Source organism: Flavobacterium sp., from assembly GCF_036741995.1.
Classification (GTDB): Bacteria; Bacteroidota; Bacteroidia; order Flavobacteriales; family Flavobacteriaceae; genus Flavobacterium.
In genome coordinates this window covers 1-22,244 of record NZ_DAINRG010000031.1, presented here as the reverse complement: position 1 = coordinate 22,244, position 22,244 = coordinate 1, and the positions used below count along the sequence as shown (strand labels likewise).

Annotated in this window: 28 protein-coding genes; 25 read left to right on the top strand and 3 right to left on the bottom strand. The window is 38.8% G+C overall.

Annotation, left to right across the window (positions count from 1 at the left end):
* Positions 1-62: 62 nt before the first annotated feature.
* From V7D82_RS09700 to V7D82_RS09585, 24 genes are all read left to right on the top strand, one after another.
* Positions 63-1,517, top strand: a complete 1,455-nt coding sequence (locus V7D82_RS09700) for an OmpA family protein (RefSeq protein WP_333600778.1) — start codon at positions 63-65, stop codon at positions 1,515-1,517.
* Between the two features lie 236 nt (positions 1,518-1,753).
* Positions 1,754-2,077 carry a hypothetical protein gene (locus tag V7D82_RS09695; protein WP_333600777.1) on the top strand — a complete coding sequence of 108 codons (324 nt, stop codon included), beginning with the start codon at positions 1,754-1,756 and terminating at the stop codon, positions 2,075-2,077.
* Positions 2,078-2,218: 141 nt separating this feature from the next.
* Entirely contained in the window at positions 2,219-2,374 is a 156-nt protein-coding gene (locus V7D82_RS09690; protein ID WP_333600776.1) for a hypothetical protein, read from the top strand.
* 412 nt (positions 2,375-2,786) lie between these two features.
* Positions 2,787-3,437: a hypothetical protein gene (locus V7D82_RS09685; RefSeq protein WP_333600775.1), complete on the top strand. Its 651-nt coding sequence runs from the start codon at positions 2,787-2,789 to the stop codon at positions 3,435-3,437.
* 73 nt (positions 3,438-3,510) lie between these two features.
* Entirely contained in the window at positions 3,511-3,870 is a 360-nt protein-coding gene (locus V7D82_RS09680; RefSeq protein ID WP_333600774.1) for a Dps family protein, read from the top strand.
* A gap of 9 nt (positions 3,871-3,879) precedes the next feature.
* Positions 3,880-4,638 (top strand): MlaE family ABC transporter permease, encoded by a 759-nt coding sequence (locus V7D82_RS09675; RefSeq protein ID WP_333600773.1) that lies wholly within the window; start codon positions 3,880-3,882, stop codon positions 4,636-4,638.
* A 4-nt stretch (positions 4,639-4,642) separates the two neighbouring features.
* A complete protein-coding gene (locus V7D82_RS09670) occupies positions 4,643-5,380 on the top strand; it encodes an ABC transporter ATP-binding protein (protein ID WP_333600772.1) in 738 nt (245 codons plus the stop codon).
* A gap of 16 nt (positions 5,381-5,396) precedes the next feature.
* Entirely contained in the window at positions 5,397-6,122 is a 726-nt protein-coding gene (locus V7D82_RS09665; protein ID WP_333600771.1) for an MlaD family protein, read from the top strand.
* Between the two features lie 111 nt (positions 6,123-6,233).
* Positions 6,234-7,001, top strand: a complete 768-nt coding sequence (locus V7D82_RS09660) for a DUF4382 domain-containing protein (protein ID WP_333600770.1) — start codon at positions 6,234-6,236, stop codon at positions 6,999-7,001.
* A gap of 296 nt (positions 7,002-7,297) precedes the next feature.
* Positions 7,298-7,504: a hypothetical protein gene (locus V7D82_RS09655; RefSeq protein ID WP_333600769.1), complete on the top strand. Its 207-nt coding sequence runs from the start codon at positions 7,298-7,300 to the stop codon at positions 7,502-7,504.
* A gap of 32 nt (positions 7,505-7,536) precedes the next feature.
* Entirely contained in the window at positions 7,537-7,971 is a 435-nt protein-coding gene (locus V7D82_RS09650; RefSeq protein ID WP_333600768.1) for a low affinity iron permease family protein, read from the top strand.
* Positions 7,972-8,069: 98 nt separating this feature from the next.
* Positions 8,070-8,222 carry a lmo0937 family membrane protein gene (locus tag V7D82_RS09645; protein ID WP_333600767.1) on the top strand — a complete coding sequence of 51 codons (153 nt, stop codon included), beginning with the start codon at positions 8,070-8,072 and terminating at the stop codon, positions 8,220-8,222.
* A gap of 29 nt (positions 8,223-8,251) precedes the next feature.
* The gene (locus V7D82_RS09640; RefSeq protein WP_333600766.1) at positions 8,252-8,491 is read left to right on the top strand and encodes a YtxH domain-containing protein; all 240 of its coding nucleotides are present in this window, start codon (positions 8,252-8,254) and stop codon (positions 8,489-8,491) included.
* 16 nt (positions 8,492-8,507) lie between these two features.
* The gene (locus V7D82_RS09635) at positions 8,508-8,855 is read left to right on the top strand and encodes a hypothetical protein (protein WP_333600765.1); all 348 of its coding nucleotides are present in this window, start codon (positions 8,508-8,510) and stop codon (positions 8,853-8,855) included.
* Positions 8,856-8,864: 9 nt separating this feature from the next.
* Positions 8,865-9,197, top strand: coding sequence for a hypothetical protein (locus tag V7D82_RS09630; RefSeq protein WP_333600764.1), 333 nt, complete (start codon positions 8,865-8,867; stop codon positions 9,195-9,197).
* A 303-nt stretch (positions 9,198-9,500) separates the two neighbouring features.
* Complete coding sequence (locus V7D82_RS09625; RefSeq protein ID WP_333600763.1) at positions 9,501-9,932, top strand: MarR family winged helix-turn-helix transcriptional regulator; 432 nt, start codon at positions 9,501-9,503, stop codon at positions 9,930-9,932.
* A gap of 22 nt (positions 9,933-9,954) precedes the next feature.
* A complete protein-coding gene (locus V7D82_RS09620) occupies positions 9,955-12,345 on the top strand; it encodes a 3-hydroxyacyl-CoA dehydrogenase/enoyl-CoA hydratase family protein (protein ID WP_333600762.1) in 2,391 nt (796 codons plus the stop codon).
* Positions 12,346-12,349: 4 nt separating this feature from the next.
* A complete protein-coding gene (locus V7D82_RS09615) occupies positions 12,350-13,531 on the top strand; it encodes an acetyl-CoA C-acyltransferase (protein ID WP_333600761.1) in 1,182 nt (393 codons plus the stop codon).
* A 26-nt stretch (positions 13,532-13,557) separates the two neighbouring features.
* Complete coding sequence (locus V7D82_RS09610; protein ID WP_333600760.1) at positions 13,558-15,345, top strand: acyl-CoA dehydrogenase family protein; 1,788 nt, start codon at positions 13,558-13,560, stop codon at positions 15,343-15,345.
* A gap of 113 nt (positions 15,346-15,458) precedes the next feature.
* Complete coding sequence (locus V7D82_RS09605) at positions 15,459-16,301, top strand: GNAT family N-acetyltransferase (protein WP_333600759.1); 843 nt, start codon at positions 15,459-15,461, stop codon at positions 16,299-16,301.
* A gap of 84 nt (positions 16,302-16,385) precedes the next feature.
* Positions 16,386-16,910 carry a hypothetical protein gene (locus tag V7D82_RS09600; RefSeq protein WP_333600758.1) on the top strand — a complete coding sequence of 175 codons (525 nt, stop codon included), beginning with the start codon at positions 16,386-16,388 and terminating at the stop codon, positions 16,908-16,910.
* A 69-nt stretch (positions 16,911-16,979) separates the two neighbouring features.
* Positions 16,980-17,510, top strand: a complete 531-nt coding sequence (locus V7D82_RS09595; protein WP_333600757.1) for a superoxide dismutase family protein — start codon at positions 16,980-16,982, stop codon at positions 17,508-17,510.
* A 6-nt stretch (positions 17,511-17,516) separates the two neighbouring features.
* Positions 17,517-18,092 (top strand): YdeI/OmpD-associated family protein, encoded by a 576-nt coding sequence (locus V7D82_RS09590; protein WP_333600756.1) that lies wholly within the window; start codon positions 17,517-17,519, stop codon positions 18,090-18,092.
* Positions 18,093-18,162: 70 nt separating this feature from the next.
* A complete protein-coding gene (locus V7D82_RS09585) occupies positions 18,163-19,356 on the top strand; it encodes an LETM1-related biofilm-associated protein (RefSeq protein WP_333600755.1) in 1,194 nt (397 codons plus the stop codon).
* 49 nt (positions 19,357-19,405) lie between these two features.
* Here the strand turns inward: V7D82_RS09585 and V7D82_RS09580 are convergent, their stop codons facing one another.
* From V7D82_RS09580 to V7D82_RS09570, 3 genes are all read right to left on the bottom strand, one after another.
* On the bottom strand, positions 19,406-20,041 hold the full coding sequence (locus V7D82_RS09580; protein ID WP_333600754.1) for a carbonic anhydrase family protein: 636 nt from the start codon (positions 20,039-20,041) through the stop codon (positions 19,406-19,408).
* A 7-nt stretch (positions 20,042-20,048) separates the two neighbouring features.
* Positions 20,049-21,644, bottom strand: coding sequence for a SulP family inorganic anion transporter (locus V7D82_RS09575; RefSeq protein WP_333600753.1), 1,596 nt, complete (start codon positions 21,642-21,644; stop codon positions 20,049-20,051).
* Positions 21,645-21,705: 61 nt separating this feature from the next.
* On the bottom strand, positions 21,706-21,993 hold the full coding sequence (locus V7D82_RS09570; protein ID WP_333600752.1) for a hypothetical protein: 288 nt from the start codon (positions 21,991-21,993) through the stop codon (positions 21,706-21,708).
* Between the two features lie 135 nt (positions 21,994-22,128).
* On the opposite strand from V7D82_RS09570, the gene V7D82_RS09565 reads away from it, so the two are divergent.
* Positions 22,129-22,244, top strand: a 116-nt coding sequence (locus tag V7D82_RS09565; protein ID WP_333600785.1) for a LysR family transcriptional regulator, incomplete at its 3' end; no start/stop codon positions are given.

The window sequence follows — 22,244 nt, the reverse complement described above, 5'->3', positions numbered from 1 at the left end:
GTATAACACTCTCGCTAACAATGTAACTGACCTTTGTTTCAAATAATCAAAACATATAAAAAATGAAAAAATTACTACTCTTATGTATATGCTTGGCATCTACACTAACAACTAAATCACAAACCGAAGACAAGAAATGGAACTTCGGACTTCATGGCGGAATCATTCAATACAATGGAGATTTGGGCCGCGATTGGTACAAAACCGACAAAACCATGTATGGCTTTGCAGGTGTTTCGGTATCCAGATATTTATGGAAATATTTAGATATAAGCGCCCTATACACTCGTGGTACGCTAGGTTATGACAGCGGTATTACTGGATTTAAAAGTGATTTCAGTCACATAACAGCCAATTTAAGATTTAACATCATTGGTTCTGATCATGTTGTAAGCCCTTATGTGTTTGGTGGAATTGGCGCCATTCTTTTTGACCGACAATTGAATTTCCACAAACGAAAAATCGACACTACTTTTCCAGTAGCCGGTGCTGGTATCAACTTTAGGTTAACACCGGTGGTATCTTTAAACTTTCAGGAAACATTTGTATTTACCAATAACGATAATAGAGATGGTATTGTCTCAGGGAAAAAAGATGATTACTTAATGCACATGGCGGGTATTACTTTCAATTTTGGAAGCAAAAAAGATGCAGATAATGACGGGGTTTCAGACCATAATGACAAATGTCCTGATACACCGGCTGGTGTAGCTGTTGACAAAAAAGGATGTCCGTTAGACCGTGATGGCGATGGCGTAGCCGATTATTTAGACACCTGTCCGGATATGGCCGGAACGGCTCTTATGAACGGTTGTCCAGACAGAGATAAAGATGGCGTAACCGATGCAGATGACCGTTGTCCGGATTTAGCCGGAACAATAGCGCTTAAAGGTTGTCCTGATACCGATGGTGATGGTGTGGCTGATATTGATGACCGTTGTCCTGATACGAAAAAAGGAAATCGAGTGGATGCAACAGGTTGTGCTTTGGATAATGATAAAGATGGTGTGCTGAACGATGAAGATCGTTGTCCTGATGCTTTTGGTCCGGCCAGTTTAAAAGGTTGTCCTGATACTGACGGTGATGGTATTGCTGATATTGATGACCGTTGTCCAAATACCAAAGGAACGATGGAAAACAAAGGTTGTCCGGAAATAGCTAAACAAGACGTAGTAAGAATCACATACATTGGAAGTAAAATTTTCTTTGAAAACAACAGCGATAAATTAAAAATAGCTTCTTTAGTATTGTTAGATGAGCTAGTAAAAATTCTGAACAAATACGACGGAGCCAATTTGTTTATTGACGGTCATACTGATAGCAATGGTTCAGATGCTTTCAACCAGGTGCTATCTCAAAAACGTACTAATTCTGTTAGAACGTACCTAATAAGCAAAGGAATTAGTGATTCCCGTTTAACCGCTACCGGTTTTGGCGAAAGCAAACCAATTGCCGACAACAAAACGGCTATAGGACGTGCTAAAAACAGACGAGTAGAGTTAAAAATAGCTTACTAGAACACACAACTAAATACCACTATTTTTCAAAAAGGTTGTCTCTCCAGAGACAACCTTTTCTTCATATATAACCTACTGATAAACAATTTACTGAAAGTGTGAATAATATAATTTATTGACAGATTTGTATAACAGCTTTACTCAAAAATAGAGCGAAATTTATCTTTATAAACAAATCCTTTTTACTAACCAAAAAAAGCAAAAGGGAATTTAATTAATCCTTAAAATTTTAAAACATGAAAACAAGTTCAAAACTCAGAATGGCTGTTGTATTAGTATCATTAGCTTGTACGGCACCAACATTTGCCAACCCAGTAACACCGGTAACTACAACCGCAATCGCAACAGCACCTTCCGAAGATGCCAAAGCTGAAATTTTAATGAAACGACTGGAAGAAATTAAAGAGATGGATAAATCCAATCTGTCCAGAGCCGAGAAAAAAGAACTTCGAAAAGAAGTGAAAGCTATTAAAGCTACAATGAAAGCCAGCAGTAATGGAGTGTATCTTTCTGTTGGTGCCATCATTATTATCATTTTATTATTGATTTTAATTTTATAAAAGGTTTCAAAAAACGACCATGATAAACATCATTAAAGAGGGCATACTGCTTCAAAAAACAGCACTCAGTTTTGAAAATGAAAAGGTATTAATCTGGTAGCCATTAGAAATGACGAACTTGTAGACCTTTTTTATCGAGCCTTGCCCTGGCCCGAATTTGATTATGAATCTCATGGTATTGAAGATCCGAGAATTGTACAAATTGAAGATACTTATTATCTGACTTTTACAGCTTATGACGGAATAAATGCACCAGGTTACTTGGCCACATCAAAAGATCTGGTGCATTTTGAATGAAAAGGAATACCAATGCTGTTATTAGGCTAAAAATGTGGTTTTCTTCCCCCGGAAAATAAACGGAAAGATAACCTTTCTGCATCGCATTCGACCGGAAATTCAAATTGTTACGGCCTTTGATACTTTTTTGAAGAACTGACTCTGGTTGCTAATCTAGCATGGTGTTCACGATTCTTTAAAAGACTATGTGTATTCGGCTTACGCCGCTCTGCTGGATTAAGAAAATCCACAAAAAGAAGTAGTCCGATTGTCTTATCCATTGTTTGTGTCCGAGTTCCATTGGGAATTAATAAGGAGAAATAAACAATGTTTGTTTCCTACAGGAGCCATAGTCTTTGATAACACACTATCATCTAACGGTGTCGCCGATGAAAGAATTGCTAAATGAAATTATCACTAAATAAAGTATAGTATGAAAAATATAAGCTCAAATACTATCGAAAACCTGCCGGAAATTCTATGCATTACCTCCTATCCACCGCGTGAATGTGGAATTACTACCTATTCGCAGGATTTGATAATGGCATTAAAAAACAAATTTGAAAAATCATTCAAAGTAAGTATTTGCGCTTTGAAACTCGAAGAGGAAAAACAAGCGCATTCGAAGGAAGTCCAATACATCCTGGAATCCGACAATAAAATAGCTTACCTGGAGATGGCCCAAAAAATCAATAAAAATGAGACCATTCAAATGATATTGATTCAACACGAATTTGAATTATTCAAACACTATGAAGATGATTTCATTTATTTTTTACAACAACTCAACAAACCCATTACTATTGTGTTTCATACAGTTTTACCAAAGCCAAACGAAGCACTGAAAAAACTGGTAATCAGCATTGATGATGTAGTAGAATTCATTATTGTGATGAATCAAACCTGTGCCAAAATACTGACCACTGATTACGGAGTAACAACTGCTAAAATTAGTGTCATTGCTCACGGCACTCACTTAGTAGAACATTTAGAAAAAGACGTTTTTAAAAAAAAGTACAACATAGCGGGTAGAAAAGTGTTGGCCACTTTTGGGCTAGTAATAAATCGCCCGATTCCAAACTAAACATTAAAGAAATTTAATGAATTTGGCGCCAGCGATGCCCACAACAAAATCAATAAAAATATATCCCATGATTATGACTCCTAAAATAGGAATCTCGGAAAGCAACTTGAAGATAAAAACTTCCATACTGGGGACGGTATTATCCGATGAAATGACCTTCTACATCAAAACCCAAAAGTTCCATTGGAACATAGTGGGCAACAGTTTTATGGAATTGCACAAATTGGGCGAAGCTCAGCACAAAGAATTTGAGGAAATCAAGGATAAGATTTTAGAACTTTTGGGTGATAACGAACTCTTAGTGGCTGAAATCAGAAAAGATATCAATTTGTGTAGCCAAGAAAACCATGATGCGGGTACAGCCGATTTATTGACCAAAATTTTACAACAACACGAAACCATGGCTTGGGTTATAAGACGTTATTTAAGCTAGACTAACTTTATGATTACAGGACTTAAAAATATTTTTACCGATACGGGCGCTATTTCATTATTCACCATAAAGTTTTTCAAAGAAGTAGTCAGCCCTCCTTTTCAGATAAATGAATTTATAAGGCAATGCTATGCAGTAGGCTGTAAATCATTACCTTTAGTAACCATCACCGGGTTTATTATGGGACTGGTGCTCACCATTCAATCGCGGCCCACCATGGCCAAATTTGGTGCCGAATCCTGGTTACCCAGTATGGTTTCACTTTCGCTGATACGGGAAATTGCTCCGGTCATCACGGCCTTAATCTGTGCCGGGAAAATTGCTTCGGGCATAGGAGCCGAATTAGGTTCGATGAAAGTTACCGAACAAATAGATGCTATGGAAGTTTCGGCTATAAACCCTTATAAGTATTTGGTGGTGACCCGCATTTTAGCCACTACATTAATGATTCCCGTTTTGGTCATTTACGCTGATTTCGTTGGGATTTTTGGTGGATATATTGGTTACAACGTTCATGGCAACATGAGTATGTACCGCTACTTTGCCGGCGTTTTTGAGCATTTGGAATTTTTAGATGTCATGCCGGCTACAATTAAGACTTTCTTCTTTGGTTTTTTTATTGGGTTAATTGGTTGTTATAAAGGGTTCAATGCTTCTAACGGAACTGCCAGTGTGGGTGTAGCTGCCAATTCAGCAGTGGTTACCGCTTCCCTTTCTATTTTTATTATCGATATGCTGGCTGTTCAAATAACCGATTTATTTTTTTAAAAAAATGGAACGCAATACACCTATCATAGAAATCACAAATTTACACAAAGCCTTTGGCGATAACGAAGTGCTGAATGGTGTGAACATCAGCGTGAACAAAAGTGAGGATGTTGTAATTCTTGGACGCTCCGGTACGGGAAAATCAGTAACAATTAAATGCTTAGTCGGATTAGAAAAAGCAGATCAGGGAGAAATAAAAGTCTTCGGTACTGATATAACCAAACTCAACAACAATGAACTCAATACTATCAGAACCCGCATAGGCTTTATGTTTCAAAACGGAGCCCTTTACGACTCTATGTCGGTGAGACAAAACCTAACGTTTACTTTGAAACATCATGATAAAACTATTTCAAAAGAAGCTATTGAAACCCAAATAACAGAAGCCCTTCAGAGTGTAGGTTTACTGGAAGCCATTGACAAAATGCCATCGGAACTCTCAGGGGGTATGCGAAAACGCATTGGTATGGCCAGAACTTTAATCATCAAACCGGAAATCATCTTGTATGACGAACCCACTTCGGGATTGGATACCATCACGGCCAGAGAAATCAGTGAGTTGATGGTTTCCATTCAGGAAAAGTATAAGACGACCTCGCTAGTTATCACGCATGATATGGCTTGCGCCAAAGTAACCGGTAATAGGATACTGATTTTAAATAACGGTGTTATCCATGCCGAAGGCACTTATGCCGAATTGGAGAAAAGCAAAGATTCCTGGGTACAATCTTTTTTTATATAATTTAAAAACAACAGCTATGATAAATAAATCGGGATATATATGGAAATTAGGCATGTTTGTCATTATTGGAATGGTACTTTTTATCATCGCCATCTATTTTATTGGCAACAACCGAAATCTGTTTGGGGAAACCTTTCAATTGAGAGCCAACTTCAGTAATGTTAGTGGATTGAAAGTGGGTAACAATGTCCGTTTTTCCGGTATCAATATTGGTTCGGTAAAAGCTATCGAATTTGTTTCTGATACTTCAGTGGTAGTGACGGCCGTTGTCAAAGAAGAAGTACACCAATACATCAAGACCGATGCCATGGCTAGTATTGGTTCGGACGGATTGATGGGCGACAAAGTATTGACCATTTCTCCCGGAAATAAAGCGACTACCATTGTAAAAAATAATGCAATCATTGCCTCTACCAAAGCCATAGAAATGGAAGACATCATGAAAAGTGTCAAAGTGAGTGTGGATAATGCTCAATACATCACCTATGAGTTGGCAGAGTTTACCTCCAAGATGAATAATAAAAACAGCATGCTTTCTAAATTGGTCAACGATGATAAAATGGGCAAATCACTGGATGCTACTCTCAACAATATGCAAAATGCTACCAAAGGCTTGAATGAGAATATGGAAGCGGCCAAACACAACTTCTTGCTTCGTGGCTACTTTAAGAAAAAAGAAAAAGAAGCCGCCAAAAAGAAACAGGAATTGGAAGATCAAAAAGAAGCCGCCAAGAAAAAATAGCTCAATTATATCCAAAAATGTGAATCTTGAAACTTTATAGAGATATTTTGTAACACACTTATAGTGTTGATGGTAGAACTTTGTCCTATATAAACTTAAATACTTATACATATGAAAAAGTTAATTTTAATGCCGTTCATGATTGCTTTTGCAATTGCTTTGAACTCTTGTAGCAGCGATAATTCATCGTCAAGTAGCTACCCGTACAAAGTGCGTATGACCGATGCACCCGGACCTTACTCTGAGGTTAATGTTGACGTTCAAAGTGTTGAAGTTATTGGAGCTGACGGACAGACCGTTGTCTTAAATACCAATGCCGGAATATACAATCTTTTAGATTTTACTAACGGTGCCGATACCTTGATTGCCACCAGCACTTTAACGAGTGCGCAAGTAAGTCAAATCAGATTAATATTGGGCCCAAACAATACCGTCGTAGTAGGTGGTCAAACTTATCCGTTAAGTACGCCAAGTGCTGAACAATCGGGTTTGAAATTACAAGTAAATCAAACTTTGCAAGCTGATATTGAAAACAATATCCTTTTAGATTTTGATGCCAATACTTCGATAGTAGAAACCGGAAACGGAACCTACAAACTAAAACCGGTTCTTAGAACTGTAGTGACCGCTATCTCCGGAAATATTGAAGGAAATATTACACCGGTAGGTACGTTAGCCATGGTAAGTGCCACTTCTACGTCAACCAATATAGTGTACACTAGTAGTGCAGATATCACAGGAGGTTTTAGAATTACAGGATTGCCACCGGGAACCTATACCGTTACAATCACGCCATTATCTCCATTAGTAGCAGTAACCCAAGCTAATGTTGTAGTCCAGGCTGGGGTTAGTACCGATTTAGGCGTTATAGCTTTTTAGAGTGTAATACTCTTTGTTAAAAATAATTTTTGTTCTTGAATGTTGAAAAGAGATTGTTCAATCAGAGGTAACTGATTAAAAAATATCCTATAGCCAAAAGTATTGTCCTCAAAAATCAAAACGTAGCTATGCGGTATCAATCCTAAAGTTGGTTATATCCTTTGACTGACACAATCTCTTTTCTATTTCAAATTACTTTCTGTATAGTCAACAAAAAAACTGTTTGCCTCAAAAACAATAGCAGTCCAAAAGCACCAAATCTTTGGTGCTTTTTTTAACCCTTTAAATAAACTAGTATGTTAGTAGAAACCCAACTAAACGCCGATATTCTAAAAATCACGATGACCATCCGAAATGATTATCCTGAGTTGTCTAAATATCTAAATGAAATGATGGTTACCATACCCGATGTAGCCACTCCTAAAATGACACATAAAGTTCTGAAAGACTATTATAACTCCTTAGAAGCTATGCTGGATAAATACATTCCAAGTCACCAATAACAAAGTGATTTTGTAACTCATTTGAATACATTATGAAAAAGACCTATATCGTTATTGAGAAAGTTTTTGAAAAACTAACTACCATAGCCACTAAAATTTTAGGGAATTCCATAACCTTTATTTTGGCACTTTGCTTGGTTCTTTTTTGGTGGACCCGAGGTTTGTTCATTTCTTCTGATTTGCATCAAAATATTGGTGACTTTATTTTTGGTATTACCTTCTTAAGTTTGTTTATCATCCAAAAATCCTTTAATCGCTACTCTGCCCTGGTGCATTTGAAAATGAATGAATTAATCTCTTCGCACGAAACAGCAAATAATGCAGTCATGGATGACAGTGAAAAAACAGAGCATGAAATCAGGGCCCTTTCCAAAGAATATTTGGAAACGGAGGAAACCACACTTCAAGAAACTGAAACCAATCAGGATAACCCCGATTCTGATCCTCAAAATAAATATTCCCTATAAGTGTGAATAATGCAACTCTAATACCTAATTGTGTAAAACGGATTGGCTGACAAGGAGTTAACTTTATAGTATTAAAATAACTCATAACAAAAACCATCATGAACAATTTACTTTACACTATTGCCGTTATTCTTATCATCCTGTGGGCCGTTGGATACTTTGCCTACAGTGCCGGAAATATCATCCACATCTTGCTGGTCATTGCCATCATAGCAGTGTTGCTAAAACTGATACAAGGCAGAAGACTTTAAAAAAACAATAATTAAATACCATTCCAATTATGAAAACGAGTAAAGTAGTATTGAGCGTTTTAGGAGGCGTAGCGGTTGGCGCTATAGCCGGAATCCTTTTTGCCCCGGCCAAAGGAACTAAAACCAGAAAAAGAATCCTGAAAAAAGGAAATGATTATACCAAAGACCTTAAAAATAAGTTCAATGGTTTGTATGATGATGTGGTTACTAAATATGAACATGTAACGGATAAAGCCAAAGAATTTGCTTCCGATCATCAGGAAAAATAAAAGTATAGTATAACCTATGGAAAACAGTGCCACCACCATCGAAAATTTAATCGAAAGAATAGAACAATACAGTAAAATCTCTTTTGATTTATACAAGTACTCCGCCATTTATGAAACAGCAGCGTTATTTTCCTCGTTGGCGGTAAAACTGGTGATGACACTGGTAGTGGCTGTAGTGGCGTTGCTCTTCACGGTGGGATTGGCACTTTGTCTTGGAGATGCTTTAGGCAAAACAGCTTACGGTTTTTTACTCATGGGTGGAGTGTATATTCTTTTGGGTATTGTCCTCTATATTTTTCGAAAACCATGGATTCAAACGCAGGTTAGTAACTTTGTTATCGACAGTTTTGAAATAAAAAACTAAACAGAACAAATGAAAGCTATAGCTAAAAAGGATGTTTTGAGGGAGCGCATCGCCATACTGGAAAGCCAACAAACAGCAGAACTAATGTTACTTAAACAACAGTTTCACAACACGGTAGAACAATTAAATCCTTTGTATTTTATAAAAAATGCCTTTAAAGGAATCACCACTTCGCCCGAAATCAAATCTGACATTCTCCATAGTGCGGTCACCGTCACTTCGAATTTTGTTTCTAAGAACACCCTGTTTGGTGCTTTCCAAAAACCCATTAAGAAGATTATTGGCAACATTTTAATGGCTGTTTTGAATAAAATAAGCTCCGAAAAATCAAGACAACTTTAAACTACAGAACTCATGTTTCAAGCCAAAGAATTTGGATGGAGTGTAAAAAATGAAGAACAAAATAAATTAGATTTATTCTATTGTATCGTATTTCTCATTTCCTATCTCTCGCTCAAAACTCTCCTCAAAGGCTATCGTTACTTTTGGACTTCTTTTACTCGAAAAATGTATACACCTACATAAAAGAAAAACTCCCAACACATGTTAGGAGTTTTTTATTTAAAATTATTTAACATAAAAATAATTAAATTTAGTATGCGTGCATAATATTTTTTTGTATCTTTGGTTTATTAAAACAACGCCATGAAAGATAAAACTATAGATTATATTCTCCGCGCCACTTGGCAAGCCGTTGCCCGCATGTATAACGAAGAGGCTTCTAAATTTGAAGGCTCCATGGCTATAGGTTTTGCCCTGCTAAGTATTGACAAAGAAGAAGGAACGCCATCCACCGCCATCAGCAACCGCATGGGAATGGAACCTACCAGCCTAACCAGAACATTAAAGACCTTAGAAGAAAAAGGACTCATCATCAGAAAAAAAAATCCCGATGACGGTCGCGGGGTTCTTATCTACTTAACCAAATTGGGCAAAGAAAAAAGAGAACTCTCCAAAACTACGGTAATTAAATTTAACGAAATCATAAAACAAAACATTCCTGAGGAAAAATTACAACACTTCATCGAAGTCGCCGAGACCATCAATGAATTAATCTCTGAGAAGAAAATATTTTAACCAAAACTACAAACAGTTTACAATGAAACGAACAATCAAAAAAGTGGCCATCGTAGGTTCGGGAATCATGGGCTCCGGAATTGCCTGTCACTTTGCTAACATTGGTGTAGAAGTATTGCTTTTGGACATTGCTCCCAATGCCCTTACCGAAGCCGAAGAAAAAAAAGGGCTGACCCTCGAGAGTAAAGTCGTCCGCAATCGCATCGTCAACGATCATTTGACCAATGCCCTAAAATCAAACCCCTCTCCTATTTACAGTCAGAAGTTTGCCAGCCGAATCACCACTGGAAATACTACAGATGATATGTCCAAAATAGCCAATTACGATTGGATTATTGAAGTCGTAGTAGAACGTTTAGACATTAAGAAATTAGTTTTTGAGCAGATTGATCAATTCAGAAAGCCGGGAACCCTGGTAACCTCCAACACTTCCGGAATTCCGATTCACTTTATGAGCGAAGGTCGCAGCGACGATTTTCAGGCGCACTTTTGCGGCACGCATTTCTTCAATCCGGCGCGTTATTTAAAGCTATTTGAAATCATTCCGGGACCCAAAACAACCACTGAAGTATTAGATTTTCTAACCAATTATGGTTCTCAATATTTAGGCAAAACTTCGGTCGTTGCCAAAGATACTCCGGCTTTCATCGGAAACCGTATCGGTATTTTTGGTATTCAGAGTTTATTCCATTTGGTAAAAGACATGGGCTTAACCATTGAAGAAGTGGATAAACTAACCGGACCGGTGATTGGCCGACCAAAATCAGCAACTTTCAGAACGGTGGATGTGGTTGGTTTAGATACATTAGTTCATGTGGCCAATGGTTTATACGAAGGCTGTCCTAATGACGAAGCCCACGAATTATTCAAGCTACCGGATTTCATTACCAAAATGATGGAAAACAAATGGCTCGGCAGCAAAACCGGCCAGGGCTTTTATAAAAAAGTAGACAAAGATATTTTGTCTTTAGATTTAGATACACTAGAATACCGTCCTGCCAAGAAAGCATCTTTTGCTACTTTAGAATTGACCAAAACCATTGACAAACCTATTGATCGTTTCAGGGTTTTGGTAAAAGGAAAAGACAAAGCGGGCGATTTCTACAGAAAAAACTTCTCGGCCATGTTTGCCTATTGTTCCAATAGAGTTCCTGAGATTACTGATGATTTTTATAAAATTGACGATGCCATGAAAGCCGGTTTCGGTTGGGAAAATGGACCGTTTGAAATATGGGATGCTATCGGTGTCGCTAAAGGTATAGAACTGATGCAAGCCGAAGGTTATCAACCGGCAGCCTGGGTTACCGAAATGTTCGCTTCTGGAACCACTAGTTTTTATACGGTAAAAGAAGGCGCCACATATTATTATAACATCCAAACCAAATCACAAACCAAAGTTCCGGGACAAGATAGTTTCATTATACTAAACAATATCCGCGAAAGCAAAAAAGTTTGGAGCAACAGCGGAACGGTACTTCATGATTTAGGTGATGGCATCTTAAATCTTGAATTTCAGTCGAAAATGAATACCATTGGTGCTGATGTTTTGGTGGGAATCAACAAAGCTATTGACCTAGCCGAAAAAGAATACAGCGGGTTAGTCATCGGAAACCAGGGTGCCAATTTCTCTGTCGGCGCCAATATCGGAATGATATTCATGATGGCGGTTGAGCAAGAATATGAAGAACTCAACATGGCTATTAAATTCTTCCAGGACACTATGATGCGCGTGCGTTATTCCGGAATTCCGGTAATTGTTGCCCCTCACGGCATGACATTGGGCGGTGGTTGCGAAATGACCATGCACGCTGATAAAGTAGTGGCTGCAGCCGAAAGTTATATTGGTTTGGTGGAATTTGGTGTCGGCGTAATTCCCGGCGGTGGTGGTTCTAAAGAAATGGCATTGCGTGCTTCCGATTTATTCCGTAAAAATGATGTTGAACTGAATGTACTACAGGAATATTTCTTGGCGGTAGCTATGGCTAAAGTATCAACTTCAGCTTATGAAGCCTTTGATACGGGTGTGTTACAAAAAGGTAAAGACATTGTGGTAGTCAACAAAGACCGTCAGATTGCCGAAGCAAAAAAACACGCGCTACTATTGGCTCAAGCCGGTTACACCCAACCTATCCGCAGAAATGATGTTAAGGTTTTAGGCAAACAAGCTCTGGGAATGTTCTTAGTCGGAACAGACCAAATGGAAGCCGGAAAATACATTTCGGAACACGACAAAAAGATTGCCAACAAACTAGCTTACGTAATGGCTGGTGGCGATTTATCCGAACCAACATTAGTATCCGAACAATACTTATTGGATATCGAAAGAGAAGCCTTTTTATCGCTTTGTACCGAAAGAAAAACATTGGAGCGCATCCAATTCATGTTAACCAAAGGGAAACCGCTAAGAAACTAAAATTATGAAAACTGCCTATATAGTAAAAGCATACAGAACTGCCGTTGGTAAAGCTCCCAAAGGAGTTTTCCGATTCAAACGCCCCGATGAGTTGGCAGCCGAAACCATTCAATTCATGATGAATGAACTGCCTGATTTTGACAAAACCCGAATCGATGATGTCATGGTAGGCAACGCCATGCCCGAAGCCGAACAAGGACTAAACGTTGCCCGTTTAATTTCCTTAATGGGATTAAAAGTAACCGATGTTCCCGGTGTAACGGTGAACAGGTATTGTGCTTCCGGATTGGAAACCATTGCCATGGCAACCGCTAAAATACAAAGTGGTATGGCCGATTGCATCATAGCCGGTGGTGCTGAAAGCATGTCTTTCATTCCAATGGGTGGCTACAAACCAACACCTGATTATACTGTGGCCAAAGAAGGTCATGAAGATTATTACTGGGGCATGGGATTAACGGCTGAAGCTGTTGCTACCCAATTCAATGTCTCTCGTGAAGATCAGGATGAGTTTGCCTTTAATTCCCATAGAAAAGCATTGCAAGCCCAAGCCGATGACAAGTTTGACAAACAAATTGTTCCAATTACAATCGAACAAACTTTTATCAACGAAAGTGGTAAAAAAGAAACCAAATCATACACCGTAACCAAAGACGAAGGCCCAAGAGCCGGAACTTCTACAGCAGCCTTAGCCGGATTGAAACCTGTCTTTGCCGCTGGCGGAAGTGTAACTGCCGGAAACTCTTCGCAAATGAGTGACGGAGCCGCTTTTGTTTTAGTGATGAGCGAAGCCATGGTCAAAGAACTCAACCTCACTCCTATTGCCCGAATGGTAAGTTATGCTGCCGCTGGTGTAGAGCCACGAATCATGGGAATCGGACCGGTGAAAGCGATTCCGAAAGCCTTGCAACAAGCCGGATTAAAATTAAGCGATATCAACCTAATAGAACTAAACGAAGCCTTTGCTTCTCAAGCCTTAGCCGTAACGCGGGAATTAGGATTAAATCCTGATATTGTCAATGTAAATGGCGGTGCGATTGCTTTAGGCCATCCGCTGGGTTGTACCGGAGCGAAACTTTCGGTTCAATTATTTGACGAAATGAAACGTCGCGGAGACAAATACGGAATCGTTTCGATGTGTGTCGGAACCGGACAAGGTGCGGCAGGAATTTACGAATTATTATAATCAACCAACTATAAAAATATAAAGCAATGGAAATTACAAGAGGAGGACAATTCCTGGTTAAAGAAACTAAATGCGAAGACATCTTCACCCCGGAAGATTTCTCGGAAGAACAAATCATGATGCGTGATTCGGTTAAAGAATTCGTCGATAAAGAAATATGGCCCAATAAAAACCGTTTCGAAAGCAAAGACTATGCTTTTACGGAAGAATGCATGAAGAAAGCCGGAGAAATGGGTTTTCTAAGCGTAGCCGTTCCCGAAGCTTATGGAGGTATGGGAATGGGATTCGTTGATACTTGCCTCGTTTGCGATTATATCTCGGGAGCTACAGGTTCGTTTTCAACAGCATTCGGTGCCCACACCGGAATCGGAACCATGCCGATTACACTTTACGGAACCGAAGAACAAAAACAAAAATACGTACCCAAATTGGCTTCGGGCGAATGGTTTGGAGCTTATTGTTTGACAGAACCTGGTGCCGGTTCAGATGCCAACTCCGGGAAAACCAAAGCTGTGCTTTCTGCCGATGGTAAATACTATAGCATTACCGGAGGGAAAATGTGGATTTCGAATGCCGGATTCTGTTCGGTATTTATTGTCTTTGCAAGAATAGAAGACGATAAAAACATTACGGGTTTCATTGTAGAAAACGATCCAAGCAATGGCATCACTATGAACGAAGAAGAGCACAAGCTTGGCATCCGGGCTTCCTCTACCCGTCAGGTGTTTTTTAATGAGACAAAAGTTCCTGTGGAAAATATGCTGGCCGGTCGTGGCGAAGGGTTTAAAATTGCCATGAATGCGTTGAATGTTGGCCGAATTAAATTGGCTGCCGCCTGCTTAGACGCGCAACGTCGTGTAACAACCGGAGCGGTGCATTATGCCAATGAAAGAATCCAATTTAATGTGCCGATTGCCACTTTTGGTGCTATTCGTTATAAATTGGCCGAAATGGCTACTTCAGCTTATGCCGGAGAAAGTGCAACTTACCGTGCTGCTAAAGACATTGAAACCCGAATAAAATTACGCGAAGCCGAAGGTGCTACCCACCAGGAAGCCGAACTAAAAGGTGTGGAAGAATTCGCCATTGAATGTTCGATTCTAAAAGTAGCCGTTTCAGAAGACGTACAAAATTGTGCCGATGAAGGAATCCAAATCCTGGGCGGCATGGGGTTTTCGGAAGATACTCCGATGGAAAGCGCTTGGAGAGATGCCCGTATTTCGCGTATCTATGAAGGAACCAACGAGATTAACCGCATGCTTTCTGTAGGAATGCTAATCAAAAAAGCCATGAAAGGTCATGTTGATTTATTAGGCCCGGCTATGAAAGTACAGGAAGAATTAATGGGCATTCCATCATTCGACACACCGGATTACTCAGAGTTGTTTTCAGAAGAAAAAGAAATGATTGCCAAGTTGAAAAAAGCCTTTCTAATGGTAGCCGGCGCTGCTGTTCAGAAATTCGGAATGGATTTGGATGCGCACCAACAACTTTTAATGGCTGCTGCTGATATGCTAATCGAAATTTACATTGCCGAAAGTACTTTATTAAGAACCGAAAAACTGGCCAAAAAACAAGGCGAAGCCCAAGTAAAAGAACAAATCGCCATGGCCAAATTATACTTATACAAAGCCGTGGATGTCGTTACTTTAAAAGGAAAAGAAAGTATCATTTCCTTTGCTGAAGGCGATGAGCAACGCATGATGCTAATGGGATTGCGTCGTTTTACCAAATACACCAACATGCCGAATATTGTTGGCTTACGAGAAACTATTACCACCAAGTTAGTGGCGGAAAATAGTTATTGTTTCTAAATTTTAGTTACGTTAATTGTTAAGAAAACCACTGGCTTCGGCTGGTGGTTTTTTTGTATACTTAAGATTAGTTACTTTTGAAAAAAACTTTGATTCGCATAAATTTTGCCTAAATGATTACCATAAAAACCTTAGAGAATACCAGTCTTGAAACAATTATGAATACGTTCAATTTGGCGTTTTCAGATTATATGTTGCCAATGCAAATTACCCGGGAGCAATTGGAAAGTAAAATAAAAAATGAAAACGTAAAACTGGAATACTGCGTTGGAGCTTTTGAAAACAATCAACTAATCGCTTTCATGCTGCACGGACAGGATATCATTAACGGAAAGAACACACTTTATAATGGTGGAACCGGCGTCATTCCGACGAAAAGAGGCAATCATCTTACTTTGAAACTGTATGAATTTCTCCTTCCCCAGCTAAAAACAGCAAAAATAGCTGCGGTAAAACTAGAAGTCATCACTACTAACAAACCGGCCATCACTACTTATGAAAAATCGGGGTTTCAAATCATACGCAAACTTAATTGTTACAAAGGAAGCATTAGTCAGCAACAACCATCCGATACTTATAAAATAAGCACACTGATTGATTTTGATTGGACGAAACTAACTTCTTTTTGGGATTGGACACCAACGTGGCAAAATGATACTACCGCTATTGAAAACAACAAAGAAAACGCAATCCTATTAGGCATTCATGCAGCTTCAGAACTAGCCGGTTATTTGATTTTTAATCCGAAAAGCAACCGAATACAACAGTTTGCCATTGCCCATGAATACAGAAACAAAGGACTGGCAACGCAACTTTTCAGTTATATAGCCAGCAAGTATGACGCAGAAACTGTCATAATAAACATCGACAGCGCAGATGTACCAACGAACCGATTTTTGGAAAAAATTGGCTTTCAAAAATTGATTGAACAATATGAAATGGTATTGGAGATTTGATTGTAACCGTTGGTTAGTTATAATTGTTTTTTTATTTGTCACAAATTTCTATTTTAGTGGCTTAATACAATCAATCTGAAAAACATGAAACTTTTAGGAATAGGCTCCAGAATTAATCACGCCGAATACGGCAAAGGTGTAGTAACGAATGTATCTTCCAAAGAATATTGGGTAACTTTTATCGATGGCGGATTAGAAACCATAGCCCTCAACAGCGAATTTGAAGTTATCGAAGCGGCAGAAAACGAAGTAGACACCATCAGTTTTTATGATGTCGAACAAAGTTTATTATCCATCTTAAAAAAATGGAACGGACTCGGAGAACCTGTCGCCATTGGCGATAAATGGAAAGGTGGCAAAATGACCTTAGAACCGGGACAAGCCGGATTGGCCAGCAAAGATGTCCCTATTGATGTGTTTTTTCACAAAATAGTAATGCTACGCGACCGTCTTCGTGTGATGGAACAAAAAATCAATGCCAGCAACCTGGAAGAAATTGAAAAAGTAGAATTACAACAATACATCACAAGAATCTACGGTAGTTTAACGACTTTCAACGTGTTGTTCAAATCGCAAAGTGATTATTTTGTGGGCGAAAAGACCAAATAAATTTTAACAAAACTTAAAGATTTCTCATCGGGTTATTCCGTACTTTTATACATCAAAAAGTAATTCACCATGAAAAAAATACTCTTAGGAATAACAGCTCTCGGACTGTTGATATTCAGTTGTAAAAGTTCCAGTACCAATGACAATTCCAAAAAATTGGATATAGCCTTTGAATCAAAAAGCGGTAGCAACGTAAAAGGCAATGCGGTTTTCACCGAAAAAAACGGAGAAGTAACTTTAGTAGCCAAGCTTACCGGATTAAAACCAGGCATCCATGCCATCCACATTCATGAAAAAGCCGATTGTTCCGCTGCTGATGCGGCTTCTGCTGGCGGTCATTGGAATCCAACGTTTAAAAAACACGGCAAATGGACCGATACTGAACATCACAAAGGAGACATTGGCAACTTCACCGCCGATGTGGATGGGAATGCTACCATCATTTTTAACGCCAAAGACGAATGGTGTATTGGTTGTGGTGATGCCAACAAAGATATTTTGGGCAAAGGGCTAATCGTACACGACAAACCGGATGATTATGTTACACAACCTTCCGGAAATGCCGGTGCCAGAGTAGCCTGTTCGGCTATAATCAAATAAATTGTATTGAAAGAAAAAGAACATTTATACTTTAAAAATGCTGCGGAATGGCGTGCTTGGCTGCATGACAACCATCACTCGTCAACCGGAGTTTACCTTATTTTTTATCGGGTTGACAGTGCTAATGAAAGCATGCGTTGGGAAGAAGCCGTTCAGGTGGCGATTTGCTATGGCTGGATAGATTCTACAGTGAAAAAATTAGACGAGGAACGCCGCAGACAAATGTTCACGCCAAGAAAAGAAAAAAGTGTTTGGAGTAAACTCAACAAAACCTACATCGAAAAACTCATAGCCGAAGACTTAATGCACGAAAGCGGTTTACGCAAAATCGAAATCGCCAAACAAAACGGCTCCTGGACTTCCCTTGACAGCGTTGAAAACCATGAAATTCCACAAGATTTAGAGTTGGCTTTCCAACAAAATAAAATTGCTTTTGACAATTATAACAGCTTCAGTCCGAGCTATCGAAAAAGCTATCTGTATTGGTTAAACCAAGCCAAAAGAGAAGAAACCCGCAAAGCCCGAATAGCCGAAATCATTAGTCTGTGTGAGCAAAATATCAAAGCGCGCGGAACTTTTTAAATTTGGTAACACTCACACTACCCAATCATCACAAAAATAATTTAGTTTTGCACTACCAAATGATTACAGGATGATTAACCCTTCAGTTCACGGTTGGATCGAAAAATACTTTGCCGAGCAGCAGCCTTTTCCGCAGACTTTCGCTAGTGATGAGGAAGCGTTTTATTTGCAAACGCGCGCCACCGGCTTTATTTTTGGGCACATCATCAGCTTTGATTCGGCAAAACCTATTGAACAACAGGAATGGTTACCGGTAGAAATATCAAAAATTGGTATGCTCAACACGCTTTTTCAAATGTATCGTTTGACCAAGCAGCATAATGACCCCGGACACTTTATAAACGAAGCGGTTGCTTTTTACAACCTATTGACTCCAAAAGGATTCAATCCGTTACAGAAGATGTTGCCGAGTAGTTCTCCGGCCAGCAAACTGGAGAAAATCATACACGAAAGAGTACAGACCAACGAGGATCTATTCAGTAAAAACTTTTCGCATGTGATTACCAATGCGCTGCTTTTTATTGATGTATTGGCCTTCAAGCAATATCTCGAAAAAGGCTCACTTCCTGAAAAATACTTTAACCGGATTGAAGACATTGTTATCAGTGTCATTTCGCTTTCGCTAAAAACCAAAACAGATATTTCGGCACACGATGATTTATTATTGAAATTATTTGAATCGTCGGTTCGTTACAATAAGTTTTCAACAGCAAACATTACCAACATTGAAGATCTGGATTTAAGTTATTTAAAAAATGATTTGGAAAAATTTTATGTGATTGACTTGGCCGGTATCAGTTTGTGGAGTGATGAGCAGGTTGAGAATGAAGAGCGATATTTTCTCTATAAACTAGGAGAAAAACTAAGTGTGGCAGATACTTTTGTTTTGGAAAGCATCAACTTTGTCAACGCTTTTATATCCAAATACAAAGAAGAAATTCCCTATTTCAACAGTTCCAATCCGGTAAAAACGTTCTATGATCAGACAACGGATAATGTGGTGGTGCTTATCAAACGAAACAAAAACCGATTACTCAAAGAAATCTCCGAAAGCAAAGAACTGATGCAGCTTCTGGCCAAATCCACACACAAGGATTTAGACAAAGAGGAAAAGAAAAAAATCAAAAAACAACTACTCGACATCTGTAAAACTGTGCCGTCACTAACGATATTTTTGTTGCCCGGCGGAAGTTTATTATTGCCAATTTTGATCAAATTCATTCCAAAACTTATGCCTTCCGCTTTCAACGAAAACGAAGAATAAGCATAAAAAAAGTCGCCCTAAAGCGACTTTTCTCTTCTTCATAGCCATTTTAATCGTGTAGAATTTCTTTTAAAAATTCAACTTCGCCGGTTTCCACATCGTAATAACCACCCACAAAACCCACTTCACCGTTATCAAACATGGTCTTTAACACATCGCTGCGTTTGAGGATTTCATCCATAGAGTGAATTACATTGATTTGGGCCACTTCTTCTACAAATTCGGGAGTAGTTTCCATTGAATTTTTATTGGCTGTTGCTTGCTTTACGGATGGTTTTATTTTGTCCAAAAGCCCGGTAAGATGTCCCATTTTCACATCACTGCAAGCGCCTTTTATGGCGCCACATTTACTGTGTCCAAGAACCACTACCAATTTGGAACCGGCCACTTTACAGGCAAATTCCATGCTGCCGATAATATCGTCGTTCAGTATATTGCCGGCAATCCGAACGCTGAAAATATCACCTAAACCTTGGTCAAAAATTAGTTCTGCCGATGTTCTTGAATCGATACAACTTAAGATAATGGCAAAGGGAAACTGCCCATTTTTGGTATCATTGACTTGCTCTAAAAGGTTTCTGTTGACCTTTAAATTACTCATAAACCGCTGGTTGCCTTCTTTCAAAAATTGCAGGGCTTTATAAGGAGTTAAGGAGGATTGTGTTTCTAATGTATGTGCTTTCATAATTTTTTTATTTGTGTTCAACAAAAACGTGTTTTTCTTCTTCGCCGGAGTTCACTAAGTCGTATGCTTTTTTAAACCCCACTAATTTAACTTTTATATTTTCTTCTTTGGCTCTTATTTTCTTAAATTCTTTTATCAAATCCAAGACGTCGTGCGCAATGTAAACCGTATCCGAAGCATTGATAATCACTTTTGAATTTTCGGGAATGGCTGTCAGCGTTGATTTGATGGCGGCTTTGTTCAAAAACGAAACTTCCTGTGCCAAATCAATATGGATGACATCACCGTCTTTGTATTGCTCTTTTCTGAATCGATACGCGCGTTTCATATTGCCTCTGACGATAAACAAAATGCTGATAATCATGCCGAGAGCAACGCCTTTCAGCAAATCGGTAACAACAACCGCTACAAATGTTGCTATGAAAGGAATGAATTGGTATTTCCCCTTTTCCCAAAAATGCTTGATGTGCTTTGGATTCGCCAGTCTGTAGCCCACCAAAAGCAATATCGCTGCGAGTGTGGCCAATGGAATTTTGTTCAAAATCACTGGAATCGCTAAAACACTCACCAAAAGCAATCCACCGTGAATAATGGTCGACATTTTCGATTTGGCTCCGGCATTGTTATTAGCCGAAGTTCTGACTACAACTGAAGTCATTGGCAAACCGCCCAAAAGTGAACTCACGATGTTTCCGATACCTTGTGCTTTCAATTCTACATTGGTATCGGTGTAGCGTTTTTGAGCATCCATTCTGTCGGCAGCTTCAATACACAATAGTGTTTCTATGGAAGCGACTACAGCAATTGTAAGTGCTACAATCCAAATCTTTGGATTGGTAATGGCCGAAAAATCCGGTGTGAGGATAATGCTTTTAAATTCGGAAAAAGAAGTTGGCACCGGTAGTGAAACCAAATGCTGTTTACCAATAGCTAAGCTGCTGCCGTTTTGAATAAAAATTTCATTCAAAATCACACTTACAACCACAGCAATCAAGGCAGCCGGAATGAATTTGACTTTTTGCAGAAAAGCAAATTTTGTCCATCCAATCAAAATCAAAAGCGAAACTATTGTGATAATAATTGCGCCTAAACTAACGGCATCGAGAAAGGAAAATAATTCTGAAAAACCGTAGCTGCCATTTTCTTTGAGAAACGATTCATCACCTTCAAAATTGGCATCATAGCCGATAGCATGTGGAATTTGTTTCAGAAAAATAATCACTCCGATACCCGCCAACATCCCTTCGATTACGCTGGTTGGAAAATAATTGGAAATCGAACCGGCTTTGATAAACCCCAGCAGCAACTGAATACAACCGGCAATGACTCCGGCCAAAAGGAACATTTGGAACGAACCTAAATCCGTAATTGCGGTTAATACTATAGCCGTTAATCCCGCCGCCGGGCCGGAAACGCTTAAATGAGATTGGCTGAGATAGCCCACCACTATTCCGCCCACAATACCGGAAATAATTCCGGAAAATAAAGGTGCCCCGCTTGCCAGTGCAATACCGAGACAGAGTGGCAATGCCACAAGGAAAACCACTAGACCTGACGCAAAATCAGATTTAAGGTTCGCCAAAAGATTGATTTTTTTTGTCATACCTATAAATTAATTTAATACATAAAAAGCTTCGCCATAGCGAAACAAGAATTGAAGTATATTAAACTAACTCGGGTGGTGGGGAGAATATTTCTTCTGAAACGTTATCGTGTCGGGATAAGTTTTCAAAGGTGATTTTTGATTTTTTTTGTTGGGTCCAATCGAAGAATACAAAGTGTGCTTCTTCATTAAGATTGGCTTTAATTTCTTTTACATTTTTATGAATTTCTTCTTCAGAGAAGTTATAGAAAACAGAAATATCGGTATTCTTTTCAATCAAAGTCACTATAGTAGGTGTTGAAAGAAAAGCTACAAACAAGAATAACAATATCCCGGACAATAGTTTCATAGCGCAAAAATAGCTATTCAGGCTGGGACTAAAAGGCTATTATAAAAAATTTAACATCTAAATTTTAAAATAATGATCGGATGTCATTATAAATTAAATTGATAGTTTTTATATTTGCATCAAATTTTACTATAAATGACTATTACACAACTCAAATACGTTTTGGCTGTAGCCGAACATAAAAATTTTACTCTTGCTGCTGAAAAATGTTTTGTGACGCAACCCACCTTGAGTATGCAAATTCAAAAAAT